Here is a 13,589-nt window from a genome sequence, read left to right on the forward strand (position 1 = left end):
AGGGACCACCCATGAGACTGCGTACGACCGGCGCGGCGGCCTGTGCCGTGGTGCTCGCCACCGCCGCGCTCGCCGGCTGCAACCGCGGCAGCAGCGCCGCGGGCGGCAAGATCGGCATCGATATGCCCCGTACGGACACCGACTTCTGGAACTCCTACCAGCAGTACCTCGAAAAGGACCTGGACCACGGCGGACCGGCCGCGCTGCCGCTGTCCAACTCGCAGAACGACATCGCCAAGGTCGTCTCCAATGTGCAGGCGCTGACCGACCAGGGTGCCAAGGCGATCGTCATGGCGCCGCAGGACACCGGCGCCATCGCCGCCGCACTCCAGCGCCTGGAGGAGAAGAAGATCCCGGTCGTGAGCGTCGACACCCGCCCCGACGAGGGCAAGGTCTACATGGTCGTACGCGCCGACAACCGCGCCTACGGCGAGAAGTCCTGCGACTACCTCGGCAGGAAACTGGGCGGCCGGGGCCGGGTCGCCGAACTCCAGGGCGACCTCAGCTCGATCAACGGGCGGGACCGCTCCGAGGCGTTCGCGGCGTGCATGAAGAAGAAGTTCCCGAAGATCACCGTGCATGAGCTGGCCACCGACTGGAAGGGCGAGGTCGCCTCCGGCAAGCTCCAGAGCCTGCTCGCCCAGCACCCGGACCTCGACGGCATCTACATGCAGGCCGGCGGCGCCTTCCTCCAGCCGACGCTCGCCCTCCTGGAACAGCAGAAGCGCCTGAAGCCGGCCGGCTCCGACGGGCACATCACCATCATCTCCAACGACGGCATCCCGGACGAACTGGACGCGATCCGCGCCGGAAAGATCGACGCCACCCTCTCCCAGCCCGCCGACCTCTACGCCAAGTACGCGCTGTACTACGCCAGGGCCGGCCTTGCGGGGAAGACCTTCAAGCCGGGGCCCACCGACCACGGCTCGACCATCGTGAAGATCAAGAACGGTCTGGAGGACCAGCTCCCGGCGCCCCTGGTCACCAAGGACACCGCCGACGACAAGAAGCTGTGGGCCAACCAGCTCGAGAAGAAGAAGTAGCGATGGAGACGGACGACCGCACGGCGGCGGTGCACGCCGAGGGAATCGTCAAACGCTACGGTCCCACCGTCGCCCTCGACGGCGCCCGGCTGACCGTACGGCCCGGGGAGGCGCACGCCCTGGTGGGCCGCAACGGCGCCGGCAAGTCCACCCTGGTGTCCGTGCTGACCGGCATGGCACGCCCGGACGCCGGCCGGGTCACCTTCGGCGGCGAGCCCGCGCCCGGCTGGGGTGACACCGCGGCCTGGCAGCGCAAGGTCGCCTGTGTGTACCAGAAGTCGATGACCGTGCCGGAGCTGACCGTCGCGGAGAACCTCTATCTGAACCGGTTCCAGGGGGAGCGCACCATCCGCTGGCGGGCGCTGCGCGAACGGGCCCGCGAGCTGCTCGCCGGGTACGGCGTCGAGGTCGACCCGGCCGCCCGGATCAAGGAACTGGGCGTCGAGCAGCGGCAGTTCGTGGAGATCGCCCGCGCGCTGTCCTTCGGCGCCCGGCTGATCATCCTCGACGAGCCCACCGCCCGGCTGGACGCCGGCGGTATCGACCGGCTCTTCGGCAAGCTGCGGGCACTGCGCGCCCAGGGCGTGGCCTTCCTGTTCATCTCGCACCACCTCCAGGAGGTCCACGAACTGTGCGACACCGTCACCGTCTTCCGTGACGCCCGGCATGTACTGACCGCGCCCGTCCCGGGGCTGGCCAAGGACGCGCTGGTGGCGGCGATGACGGGTGAGCAGACGGCGCCCGCGCGGCAGCCGCGGCCGGGGGCGCGCCCGGCGGGGGAGCCGGTGCTGCGGACCCGAGGACTGTCCGCCGAAGGGCACTTCGCGCCGCTCGACCTGACCGTACGGGCCGGTGAGGTGGTGGGGCTCGCGGGCGCCACGGCCAGCGGGAACACCGCGATCGGGGAGACGCTGGCGGGGCTGCGGGCCCCGGACGGCGGCCGGATCGCGGTACGCGGGCGGCCGGTCCGTACCGGCAGCGTGCCGCACGCCCTCGCCGCGGGCATCGGCTACGTCCCCGAGGACCGGCACCGCGAGGGGCTCGTCCCGGGCCGCAGCGTCGCCGAGAACGCCACCCTCACCGTCGCCGACCAGCTCGGGCCGCTGGGCACCGTACTGCCGTCCCGGACCCGCGCGTTCGCCCGGCGGATGATCGCGTCACTCGGCATCAGGACGACCGGGCCGGGCCAGCCGGTGTCCGGGCTCTCCGGCGGCAACCAGCAGAAGGTCGTGATCGCCCGCGCGCTGGCCCGCGAGCCCGCCGTGCTGGTCGCGGTCCGGCCCACCAACGGCGTCGATGTGAAGTCGAAGGATGCGCTGCTGGGCGTCGTACGGGAGGTCGCGGACGGCGGCAGCGGCGCCGTGATCGTCTCCGACGAGCTGGACGATCTGCGGATCTGCGACCGGGTGCTGGCGGTCTTCCACGGCCGGGTGACCGCCGAATTCGCCGCCGGCTGGCGCGACCACGAACTCGTCGCCGCCATGGAGGGCATGGCGGGTGCCGACGAAGACGCCCCGCCCGGCGCGACCGGTGCCGGCCGGGCACCCGCACCGGACCTCCGCAAGCCGCAAGGAACGCAAGGAACGCACGGAACGGAAGGAACCGCGCCATGACCGAGACCGCAACGCCGCCGGCCACCGACGCGGTGGACGGCCCGCCGCGCAGCCGGCCCCGGATCGATCCGGCCCGCTGGCGGGACTTCTCCCTGGTGCCGGTGATCTTCGTGCTGGGCGTCATCGGCTTCATCGTGTCGCCCGCGTTCCTCACCCAGGACAACCTCATCGGCGTCATCCAGCAGTCCACGGAACTGGGCCTGCTGGTGCTCGGCGAGGCGCTGATCCTCATCAGCGGGCGGATGGACCTGTCGCTGGAGTCCACCATCGGGCTGGCCCCGGTGGTCGCCCTGTGGCTGGTGATGCCCGCCCACGGCGCGCGCTTCGCCGGGCTGGAACTCCTCCCCGCCTGGACGGCGGTCCCGCTCTGCCTGGCCGTGGGCGCGGCGATCGGCGCCGCCAACGGCTTCCTCATCCTCACCCTGCGGGTCAACGGCTTCATCGCCACCCTCGGCATGCTCACCATGCTCCGCGGCCTGCAAGTGGGCATCTCCGAGGGCCAGTCCCTCGGCAATGTCCCGGAGTCCTTCGCCTACTTGGGCAAGGCCGACTGGCTCGGCATCCCGGCCGCCGTCTGGATCTGCCTCACCCTCTTCGCGCTCGGCGGCGCGGCACTCGGCTACCTCCGGCACGGGCGGGCGCTGTACGCCATCGGCGGCAACCCGGAGGCGGCCCGCGCGGCCGGCGTACGGGTGGACCGCATCACCTGGATCGTGCTCGCCGTCGGCGGGGTGCTCGCCGCCTTCGCCGGCATCCTCTACACCGGCCACTACGGCGCGGTCTCCGCGAGTCAGGGCAACGGCTGGATCTTCCAGGTCTTCGCCGCCGCGGTGATCGGCGGCATCAGCCTCAAGGGCGGCCGCGGCACCCTCTTCGGCGCGCTCACCGGCGTCCTCACCCTCCAGCTCGTCATCAACGTGATGACCCTGGGCGGCGTGCCACCGCTGTGGACCCAGTTCCTCAACGGCATGATCATCATCATCGCGCTGGTCATCTCCCGCTTCACCAGCGGCGAGAAGCAGGACTGAGGTTCGCCATGAGTCATCCCCCGTACGGCCCGCGGGAGCTGGGGCGGACCGGCGTCACCGTCCCGCCCCTGGGCCTGGGCTGCGCACCGCTCGGCAACCTCTACCGCGCGGTCCCCGAGGAGCAGGCCCGGCACGTCGTCCACACCGCCCTCGCCACCGGCGCGGGCTACTTCGACACCGCGCCGCACTACGGCGTGGGACTGTCCGAGGAACGCCTCGGCCGGGCGCTGCGCGGCCGCGACCGGGCCGGCTACACCCTTTCCACGAAAGTCGGCCGCCGGCTGCGCCCGCTCGCGCCGGGGGAGCGGGCGGCCGGTGAGGGCTTTGTCGACACCCCCGCACGGGCCCGGGTGCGGGACCTCTCCCGCGACGGTATCCGCGCCACGCTGGACGCGTCCCTGGAACGGCTCGGTGTGGACGCCGTCGACATCGTCTATCTGCACGACGTCGAGGACCACCTGCGCGAGGTGTACGAGACCGGCTTCCCGGCCCTCGCCGAGCTGCGCGCCCAGCACGTGGTGCGCGCGATCGGCTTCGGTATGAATCACAGCGAGGTGCTGGCCCGCCTGGTCGCCGACCTGGACGTGGATGTGGTGCTCTGCGCAGGGCGCTGGACCCTGCTGGAGCGCACCGCCTTCGACGATCTGCTGCCGGAGTGCGAGCGCCGCGGCACCTCGGTGGTCGTCGGCGGCGTCTACAACTCCGGTCTGCTGGCCGACCCGTCACCCGGAGCGCCCTACAACTACGCACCCGCGCCCGCCGCCCTGATCGAGCGGGCACGTCAACTTGCCGCCGTCTGCGCGCAGTTCGATGTTCCCCTCAAGGCCGCAGCGCTCCGCTTCCCCTTCGGGCACCGCAGCGTCGCCTCCGCCGTCGTCGGCGCCGCCACCCCCGAGGAGATGGCCGAGAACGCCGCACTGTTCACCCATGACATCCCGGACGCGCTGTGGCATACGCTCGTCGCCCGCGGCCTGCTCGACCCCGATCTGCCGCTGCCCCTGCACCACTGAGCCCGACCCGGAGCGCGCCCCTGATGCGTATCGACGCCCATCACCACCTCTGGGACCTGAGCCGGCGCGCACAGCCGTGGATGAACGGGCCGTGGGCCGATCCGATCCGCCGCAGCTATGCGCTGACCGACCTCACCCCGCATCTGGCTGCGCACGGCATCGACGCCACGGTCCTCGTCCAGTCGTCGTCCTCGTACGAGGAGACCGCCGAACTGCTCACCCTGGCAGCGGGGGAGGGGCCGGTCGCCGGCGTCGTCGGCTGGGCCGATCTGCCCGATCCGGCGCTCACGGAGGTCCTCGCGGCGCTGCCTCCCGGGCTGGTCGGCGTCCGGCATCAGGTGCAGGACGAACCGGACCCCGACTGGCTCATCCGGCCGGACGTGCTCCGGGGGCTGGGCATGCTGGCCGACGCCGGGCTGGTCTACGACCTGCTGGTCACCCCGCGCGAACTGCCGGCCGCACAGACCGCGGTACGCGCCGTGCCGCGGCTGTCCTTCGTGCTGGACCACGCGGCCAAACCGGCGGTCGCGGCGGGGGACTGGCAGCCCTGGGCCGACGCCGTCACCGCGCTCGCCGGCCTGCCGAACGTCAGCTGCAAGCTGTCCGGGCTGGTCACCGAGGCCCACTGGGACGCCTGGCGGCCGCAGCAGATCCTCCCTTACGCCCGGCACGTGCTGGAGGCCTTCGGGCCCGGCCGGGTGATGTTCGGCTCCGACTGGCCGGTGTGCACGCTGGCCGCCGGCTACGAGGACGTCGTGGCGCTCGCGGAGTCGGCCACCGGCCACCTCGGGGAGGCGGAACGGTCGGATGTCTTCGGGGGAACGGCCGGGCGGGTGTACGGAGTCGGGGCCTCGTAGCCACAGGGTCTCCGGCCCGCCGATGTGGTGTCCGGATCCCGCCAGCTTCGGATCGCGCCGCGGCGCAGGATCGAGTCATACCGCGGAGAACACCGGCACAGCGGTGCACCTCCGGCGGAATCCGGCCGACTGCGTACGCCTGCGGTCGGCTGCGGGTGACCACGGATGACTCGACACAAAGGTGATGACATGACGGCGACCGTGATGACGGCGACGACTGCGGCGGCGAACGGCACCCGGCCGCTCACCGGCAAGGTGGCCCTGGTGACCGGCGGCAGCCGGGGCATCGGCGAGGCGACAGCGCTGCGGCTGGCCGCCGAGGGCGCGGCGGTGGCCCTGACCTACCTGAGCCGGCAGGACAAGGCCGAGCAGGTGGTCAAGGAGATCGAGCGGGGCGGCGGACAGGCCTGGGCGGTACGGGCCGACAGCGGTGACGCGGAGGCGGTGCGGTTCGCGGTGGCCGGCACCGTCGAACGGTTCGGGCGGCTGGACATCCTGGTGAACAACGCGGGCACCGGCGTGATGGGCCCCTTCGAGGGGATCTCCCTCGACGATGTCGACCGGGTGCTGCGGGCCAATGTCCGCGGGCCGTTCCTGGCGGCGCAGGCCGCGGCCGCGCACCTGACCGAGGGCGGCCGGATCATCTCCATCGGCAGCTGCATGGCCGAGCGGGTCGCCTTCCCCGGCGGCACCCTCTACGCCACCAGCAAGGCCGCCCTCGCCGGCCTGACCCGGACCCTGGCCAAGGAGCTGGGGCCGCGCGGCATCACCGCCAACCTCATCACCCCGGGCCCGATCGACACCGAGATGAACCCGGCCGACGGCGAGGGCGCGGAGATGCAGGCCGGGCTCACCGCCCTGGGGGCGTACGGCCGGGCCTGGGATGTCGCGGCGACCGTGGCCCATCTGGCGGGCGAGGGCGGCCGCTACATCACCGGCGCCTCGATCGCGGTGGACGGAGGGTTCGCGGCCTGACCGGCGGCGCGGCGGCGGGCGCGGACCTCACAGCGACGAGCGCAACCACTGCTCCACGCTGGCGATATGGACCGTCGCCCAGGCCCGCGCCGCCTCCGCGTCGCGGTCGCGCAGCGCGCCGAGGATCGCGCGGTGTTCGGTGAGGGTGCGGGCCACCGCGTCCTTCTGGGTCAGCCCCCGCCAGATCCTGGCCCGGGTGGTCGGCCCGGACAGCCCGTCCAGCAGCGAGCAGAGCACGGAGTTGCCGGACGCCGCGACGATCCCGCGGTGGAACTCCAGATCGCCGGCGACCAGGTCCTCGACCGAGGGGCTGGGCCCCAGCGCGTTCAACCGGGCCTCCAGCGAATCCAGTTCCGGCAGGCCTATCCGGCCGGCCGCCATCGCCGTGGCGGCCGGCTCCAGGATCCGGCGGACGGCGAGGAACTCCAGCACCGTGTCATCGCGGTGGAAGTCCACCACGAAGCTCATGGCCTCCAGCAGGAGTTGCGGATCGAGGCTGGTGACGTACGTACCGTCGCCCTGGCGCACATCCAGGATGCGGATGAGGGACAGCGCGCGCACCGCCTCGCGCAGCGAGTTGCGGGACAGGCCGAGCTCGGCCGCCAGCTCGCTCTCCTTCGGCAGCCGGTCGCCCGGCCGCAGCGCGCCGGAGACGATCATGCCCTTGATCTTCTCGATGGCCTCGTCGGTGACCGCCATGCCGACCTCCCCGCTCGGACCCGCCCGGATACCGCCACCCGGATGCCGTCACAGACATCCGATGTCTGAGCTCATTATGACCCGTCACGCGCCCCCCATCCGCTCCCGTACGCGGCCCAGTCCTCGTCCGTGGCGGCGAAGTCGACATACAGCGCCATTCCGAACCGCCGGCGCCCCGGGTCCTCGCGGGTCAGCCCGAGACGTATGCCCCGCACCGCGGCCCGTACCGTCTCCGCCGAGGCGTGATGGCCGATGCCGTCGGTGTGGAAGAACGGCAGCCCCATCAGCAGATCGGTGTCCGGCCCCGTCGCCTCCAGTGCCAGCCGGGTCTGCTGCGCCACATAGCCGCCGTACAGGCTCTCGGCCGGCATGCCGGTGTCGTACGACATCAGCGCGATCTGGTCGACCCGGCGTGCCACCTGCCCGAAGAAGCGCTGGGATATCCACTTGCGGTGGCCCGTGACCGCCCCGCTGACCGTGTGCAGTCCGGGCAGCGGATCGATCTGGTGCACGGCGACGGACAACAGCCCGCCGCCCTCCCGGACCGCGGGCCCGAGCCGGTCCAGCAGCCGCAGATAGTCGGCGTTGTCGGAGTGCAGCGGCTCCAGATCCAGATGGACGCCGGCGAACCCGTCCGCCCGCACCTGACGGGCGCTTGCCACGATCGCCCGGCGGGCCGCGGCATCCGAGAGGCGCAGCCCGCCCCGCTCACCCGCCTCGTACACCAGCCGATCGCCCAGCCAGGCGTGCACCCGCACCGACGGCAGGGCCCGGTGCAGCGCGCCGATCAGCCACCGCGCCCGCGGGTAGGCGCGACGGGCCGGTGGCAGGGTGCCGTCATGCTCCAACGGCCCGGCGTGGACGTACAGATCGCGGATCCCGGAGCCTTCGATCCGCCGCCGCAACGCCGCCACATCGGAGGCGTCCCGCCGCCCGTCCACCCAGGCATGCCCCAGCCAGAGCGCATCCCGCCCCCGGGTCGTCGTCTGCGGAGCGGCCGCCCCCGCGTACTGGGCGCGCAGCGCCGTACCCGCCAGTGCCACCGGCAGCACGATCAGCACCGCGACCGCCCAGGCCGCCCACTTCCCCGCACGCCGCCATCGGCGCAATCGTTGCCGAGCCATCGTCATCCCCCCGTTGATGCGTCTCGGTGCACATCATCGCAGCCGCCACTGACAGTGACCGCCGGCCCGCCCCGCTCCGGCCCCGCATGCGGGGCCACCGGCGGATACGGCGATGGGGCGGCCCCCGTGGACCGCCCCATCGTCACGCGCTGTACGTCACCATGAGGTGCCGTCAGGCTCCGCCGGCCGCTGTCCGCCGCGGCCGTGCGCTGCCGTCAGCCGGCCAGCATGTCCTTGACCTTGGCCCGCACGTCCTCCGTGGCCAGGCCGCGGATCATCAGGGTCGTGCGGCGGCGCAGCACATCGTCGACCGTCTCGGCCCACTCGTTGTCACGGGCGTAGGCGACCTGCGCCCAGATCTCCGGCGCGTCCGGGTGGATGCGCTCGGCCAGCGCCGGGTTCTCGTTCGCCAGCCGGGCGATGTCGAAGGACAGCGAGCCGTAGTGGGTGGCGAGGTGCCGCGCGGTCTCCGGGGCCATCCGCGGACCGGGCGTACCGCCGTCGATGAGCAGCCGGTGCGCGACCGCGTTCGGGTTGGCGATACCGGGCAGCGGAAGCTTCTTCGGCAGGTGCGCGATCGGCTCCATGTCCTCGGCCAGCGGGTGGCCGGGCAGCGCGGCGAGCTTGTTCATGACCGTACGGCCGATGTGCCGGAAGGTCGTCCACTTGCCGCCGGCCACCGACAGCATGCCGCCGCTGCCCTCGGTCACGACCGTCTCGCGCTTGGCCTTGGAGGTGTCGCCGGGGCCGCCGGGCAGCACCCGCAGACCCGCGAAGGAGTACGTGATCAGATCGCGCGACAGCTGCTGGTCGCGGACGGAGAAGGCCGCCTCGTCCAGGATCTGGGCGGTGTCCTTCTCGGTGACCGCGACATCCGCCGGGTCGCCCTCGAACTCCTCGTCCGTGGTGCCCAGCAGCAGCATGTCCTCCCAGGGGAGGGCGAAGGTGATGCGGTACTTGTCGATCGGGGTGGCCAGCGCGGCCTTCCAGGGCGCGGTCCGCTTGAGGACCAGGTGCGCACCCTTCGACAGCCGGATGGAGGGGGCCGCGTTCGCGTCCTCCATCTTGCGCAGGTGGTCCACCCACGGGCCGGTGGCGTTGAGGACCAGGCGGGCGTTGACGCCGAACTCCTGGCCGTCCGTGCGGTCCTTGAGCTCCGCACCGGTGACCCGGCCCTGGGTGAAGCGCAGTCCGGTGACCTCGGCGTGGTTGAGGACCGTGGCGCCGGCCTCGACCGCCGCACGGACGGTCATCAGCGCCATCCGGGAGTCGTTCATCTGGTCGTCGCCGTACACGGCCACGGCCTTGAGGTTGTCCGTCCGCAGCTCCGGCACGTCGCGCTGGGCCTTGGCCGGGGATATGACATGGCCGACGCCGTCGCCGAACGCGGACAGCGCGGAGTAGGCGAAGACGCCCGCGCCGAGCTTGGCCGCGCCGTGCGGTCCGCCCTTGTAGACGGGCAGGTAGAAGGTCAGGGGGTTGGCGAGGTGCGGTGCCACCTGACGGGACACCGCACGCCGCTCGAAGTGGTTCTCCGCCACCAGCTTGACCGCACCGGTCTGGAGGTAGCGCAGACCGCCGTGCAGCAGCTTGGAGGAGGCGGAGGAGGTGGCGCCGGCGAAGTCACCGGCGTCCACCAGGGCCACCCGCAGTCCGGCCTGTGCGGCGTGCCAGGCGGTGGAGATGCCCAGGATGCCGCCGCCGATCACCAGGAGGTCGTACGTCGCCTTGGAAAGCTGCTCCCGAGTCTCGGCGCGGCTCGCGTGCGAACCACTGGCCGGGTGCGTCCCGAGTGCCGGGACGCTCTGCAGGGTGCTCATGTTTACTCCTCGACAGTGTGCTGTCATCGAGCCAGCCCATGGACCGTTCCACGGCCTTGAGCCAGCTCTTGTACTCGCGGTCACGGGTGGCCGCATCCATCCGGGGGGTCCACTCGGCGGCCCGGCGCCAGTTGGCGCGCAGCTCGTCGGTGCTGGACCAGAAGCCGACGGCCAGTCCGGCCGCGTAGGCGGCGCCGAGGCAGGTCGTCTCGGCGACCATCGGGCGCACCACAGGGGCGTCCAGGAAGTCCGAGATGGTCTGCATCAGCAGGTTGTTGGAGGTCATACCGCCGTCGACCTTGAGCGCGGTCAGCTCGACGCCGGAGTCCTTGGTCATGGCGTCGGTGATCTCGCGGGTCTGCCAGGCGGTGGCCTCGAGCACGGCGCGCGCGATGTGCGCCTTGGTGACATAGCGGGTCAGGCCCGCGATGACACCGCGCGCGTCCGAGCGCCAGTAGGGGGCGAACAGGCCGGAGAAGGCCGGCACGAAGTAGGCCCCGCCGTTGTCCTCGACCGTGCTGGCCAGGGTCTCGATCTCGGCCGCGCTGTTGATGAGCCCCATCTGGTCGCGCATCCACTGGACGAGCGAGCCGGTGACGGCGATGGAGCCTTCCAGGGCGTAGACCGGCTGCTGGTCGCCGATGCGGTAGCCGACCGTGGTCAGCAGCCCGTTGTAGGAGTTGACCGGCTCGTGGCCGGTGTTCATCAGCATGAAGGTGCCGGTGCCGTACGTGGACTTGGCCTCGCCCTGCTCGAAGCAGGTCTGGCCGAACAGCGCGGCCTGCTGGTCACCGAGCGCCGAGGCGACCGGGACACCGGCCAGCACACCGCTGGTGCTGCGGCCGTAGACCTCGGCCGACGACTTGATCTCCGGCAGGACGGCCGCCGGGATCTCCATCGACGTGAGGATCTTCGGGTCCCACTCCAGGCGGTGGAGGTTCATCAGCATGGTGCGCGAGGCGTTGGTGACGTCGGTGACGTGCACGCCGCCGTCGACGCCGCCGGTCAGGTTCCAGATGACCCAGGAGTCCATCGTGCCGAAGAGGATGTCGCCGCGCTCGGCGCGCTCGCGCAGGCCCTCGACGTTGTCGAGCAGCCAGCGGATCTTCGGGCCGGCGAAGTACGAGGCCAGCGGCAGGCCGGTCTCGCGGCGGAAGCGGTCCTGGCCGACGTTGCGGCCGAGCTCCTTGCAGAGCGCGTCGGTGCGGGTGTCCTGCCAGACGATGGCGTTGTGGACCGGCTCGCCGGTGGTGCGGTCCCACAGGACGGTGGTCTCGCGCTGGTTGGTGATACCGATCGCCTTGACGTCGGCGGCGGTGAGCCCGGCCTTGTGGACGGCGCTGTCGACGACCTGCTGGACGTTGGTCCAGATCTCGGTGGCGTCGTGCTCGACCCAGCCCGGCTTCGGGAAGATCTGCTCGTGCTCCTTCTGGTCGACCGAGACGATCCGGCCGTCCTTGTCGAAGACGATGCAGCGGCTGGACGTGGTGCCCTGGTCGATGGCCGCGATGAACGGGCCGTGCCCGTGCGAGGAGGTGCTGGGGGTGTCGCTCATGGTGTGCTCCAAGAAGTCTGTGGGGGCGGAGTCGGGGCGGTCAGGCGGCTCAGGCGAATGCCACCTGGTAGATGCCCCCGGCGATGGCCCCGCCGATGAGCGGGCCGACGACCGGGATCCAGGCGTAGCCCCAGTCTGAACCGCCCTTGTTCTTCAGCGGCAGAAGCGCATGCACGATGCGCGGACCGAGGTCGCGGACCGGGTTGATCGCGTACCCGGTCGGACCGCCCAGCGACAGACCGATGCCGGTGACGACCAGCGCGACCAGCAGGGTGCCGATGACGCCGACGCCCTTTCCGTTGTCGCTCAGACCGAGAGTCAGGATCGACAGCACGAGCACGGTGGTGGCGATGATCTCGGTGGCCAGGTTCTGCACCGCGTTCCGGATCTCCGGGCCGGTGGAGAAGATGCCGAGGACCGGTCCGGCCGACGGAGCGGCGGACTGGTCGACCAATCCCTCTTCGCCGGTGTGGTCGGCCAGGACCTCGGGGTCACTCAGATGGGCCTGGAACTGTCCGTAGTACGTGATCCACACCAGCACCGCGCCGATCATGGCGCCGAGCATCTCGCCGCCGAGGTAGACGGGCACCTGGTTCCACTCGATGCCGCCCTTGATCGCGACACCGATGGTGACCGCAGGGTTGAGGTGTGCGCCGGACTTCGCGGCGATGTAGGCACCCGTGAGGACGGCGAAGCCCCACCCGAAGGCGATGGCGACCCATCCGGCGTTGAACGCCTTGGAGCGCTTGAAGGTGACGGCGGCGCAGACGCCACCGCCGAGCAAGATCAGAACAGCGGTACCGATGGTCTCGCTGATGAAGATGTCGGAGCTGGACACCCGCGACTCCTTTGTCCTTCGTCCAGGGGAAGGCGAACCCCGGGTCCCGTCCGGTGGTCCGCGCCCTCCTAGAGGGCGGTGGTCGGCCCGCGGCAATGCCCCACCATAGCGAATATTGCCGTTAGGTGTTCGACAATGCCGACCGACGAACGGCAGTTTTGTTCACCGTGAGAACCCCGTCAAGGGTTCCGTGGCCAAAAACTTAGGTGAACTTATGGGGCGAATCCGGTCAGAATCGCCCTGCACCAAGATCCCGGGATACAGCGCGTGCGCAATCCCTCACGGCAGCGATGATTTCCGGCCGCACTTCACCCTCCTGACAGACCCGCTCGACCGCTCCGGTGACGCCCACCGCACCCACCGGCATCCGCCGCCGGTCATGGATCGGCGCGGCCACCGACGCCACGCCCTCCCAGGTCTCCTCCACGTCCGCGGCCCAGCCCCGCGCCCGCGTCATGTCCAGCAGTCCCTCGAAGTCCGCCAGGCCGGTCACCGTGTGCGGGGTGAACGCCGTCCGGTCCGCCTCGACGATCTCGCTGTGCGCCACCGGGTCGTACGCCGACAGCACCTTGCCCAGCGCCGTACTGTGCAGCGGCTGCATCGCGCCCACCTCCAGCACCTGCCGGCTGTCGTCCGGCCGGAAGACGTGGTGGACGATCAGCACGCCCTGCTGGTGCAGTACGCCCAGGTAGACGGCCTCACCGCTGGAGCGGGCCAGATCGTCGGTCCACACCAGGGCGCGGGCGCGCAGCTCGTGCACGTCCAGGTAGCTGTTGCCCAGCCGCAGCAGCTCCGCGCCCAGCTGGTAGCGGCCGGAAGCGGCGTCCTGCTCGACAAAGCCCTCCTGCTGCAACGTGCGCAGGATTCCGTGGGCGGTGCCCTTCGCCAGTCCCAGCGAGGAGGAGATGTCGGAGAGTCCCAGTCGCCGTTCCCCTCCTGCGAGCAGCCGCAGCATCGCTGCGGCGCGCTCCAGCGACTGGATGGTGCGTGCCATCGGGCAACCTCCGAAGTGAGCGGTTCGACAATG

At 71.4% G+C, this 13,589-nt stretch carries 11 protein-coding genes and 1 pseudogene; 6 read left to right on the forward strand and 6 right to left on the reverse strand.

Features of this window, described 5'->3' with window-relative positions:
- Positions 1-11: 11 nt before the first annotated feature.
- The 6 genes from M8I34_RS06855 (at position 12) to M8I34_RS06880 (ending at position 6,526) form a co-directional block, all read left to right on the forward strand.
- Positions 12-1,043, forward strand: a complete 1,032-nt coding sequence (locus tag M8I34_RS06855; protein ID WP_250048383.1) for a sugar ABC transporter substrate-binding protein — start codon at positions 12-14, stop codon at positions 1,041-1,043.
- Positions 1,044-1,045: 2 nt separating this feature from the next.
- Positions 1,046-2,656 carry a sugar ABC transporter ATP-binding protein gene (locus tag M8I34_RS06860; RefSeq protein WP_250048384.1) on the forward strand — a complete coding sequence of 537 codons (1,611 nt, stop codon included), beginning with the start codon at positions 1,046-1,048 and terminating at the stop codon, positions 2,654-2,656.
- The gene (locus M8I34_RS06865) at positions 2,653-3,684 is read left to right on the forward strand and encodes an ABC transporter permease (protein ID WP_250048385.1); all 1,032 of its coding nucleotides are present in this window, start codon (positions 2,653-2,655) and stop codon (positions 3,682-3,684) included. Before M8I34_RS06860 ends, M8I34_RS06865 begins: the two co-directional genes overlap by 4 nt.
- 8 nt (positions 3,685-3,692) lie before the next feature.
- Positions 3,693-4,694, forward strand: a complete 1,002-nt coding sequence (locus tag M8I34_RS06870) for an aldo/keto reductase (RefSeq protein WP_250048388.1) — start codon at positions 3,693-3,695, stop codon at positions 4,692-4,694.
- Between the two features lie 23 nt (positions 4,695-4,717).
- Positions 4,718-5,551: an amidohydrolase gene (locus M8I34_RS06875; protein WP_250048389.1), complete on the forward strand. Its 834-nt coding sequence runs from the start codon at positions 4,718-4,720 to the stop codon at positions 5,549-5,551.
- Between the two features lie 189 nt (positions 5,552-5,740).
- On the forward strand, positions 5,741-6,526 hold the full coding sequence (locus M8I34_RS06880) for an SDR family NAD(P)-dependent oxidoreductase (RefSeq protein WP_250048390.1): 786 nt from the start codon (positions 5,741-5,743) through the stop codon (positions 6,524-6,526).
- Positions 6,527-6,553: 27 nt separating this feature from the next.
- Here the strand turns inward: M8I34_RS06880 and M8I34_RS06885 are convergent, their stop codons facing one another.
- The 6 genes and pseudogenes from M8I34_RS06885 to M8I34_RS06910 form a co-directional block, all read right to left on the reverse strand.
- Positions 6,554-7,225 carry a FadR/GntR family transcriptional regulator gene (locus M8I34_RS06885; protein WP_250048392.1) on the reverse strand — a complete coding sequence of 224 codons (672 nt, stop codon included), beginning with the start codon at positions 7,223-7,225 and terminating at the stop codon, positions 6,554-6,556.
- A 74-nt stretch (positions 7,226-7,299) separates the two neighbouring features.
- Complete coding sequence (locus M8I34_RS06890; RefSeq protein WP_374210865.1) at positions 7,300-8,355, reverse strand: hypothetical protein; 1,056 nt, start codon at positions 8,353-8,355, stop codon at positions 7,300-7,302.
- A 209-nt stretch (positions 8,356-8,564) separates the two neighbouring features.
- Complete coding sequence (locus M8I34_RS06895; RefSeq protein WP_244415838.1) at positions 8,565-10,169, reverse strand: glycerol-3-phosphate dehydrogenase/oxidase; 1,605 nt, start codon at positions 10,167-10,169, stop codon at positions 8,565-8,567.
- A 22-nt stretch (positions 10,170-10,191) separates the two neighbouring features.
- A pseudogene (glpK, locus tag M8I34_RS06900) lies at positions 10,192-11,724 on the reverse strand (glycerol kinase GlpK); the annotation flags it as partial.
- Positions 11,725-11,773: 49 nt separating this feature from the next.
- Positions 11,774-12,562, reverse strand: coding sequence for an MIP/aquaporin family protein (locus M8I34_RS06905; RefSeq protein WP_250048393.1), 789 nt, complete (start codon positions 12,560-12,562; stop codon positions 11,774-11,776).
- A gap of 229 nt (positions 12,563-12,791) precedes the next feature.
- Complete coding sequence (locus M8I34_RS06910) at positions 12,792-13,556, reverse strand: IclR family transcriptional regulator (protein ID WP_030990368.1); 765 nt, start codon at positions 13,554-13,556, stop codon at positions 12,792-12,794.
- Positions 13,557-13,589: the final 33 nt, after the last annotated feature.

The sequence above is a fragment of the Streptomyces sp. MCA2 genome, assembly GCF_023544705.1.
In the GTDB taxonomy this organism is placed as follows: domain Bacteria; phylum Actinomycetota; class Actinomycetes; order Streptomycetales; family Streptomycetaceae; genus Streptomyces; species Streptomyces decoyicus.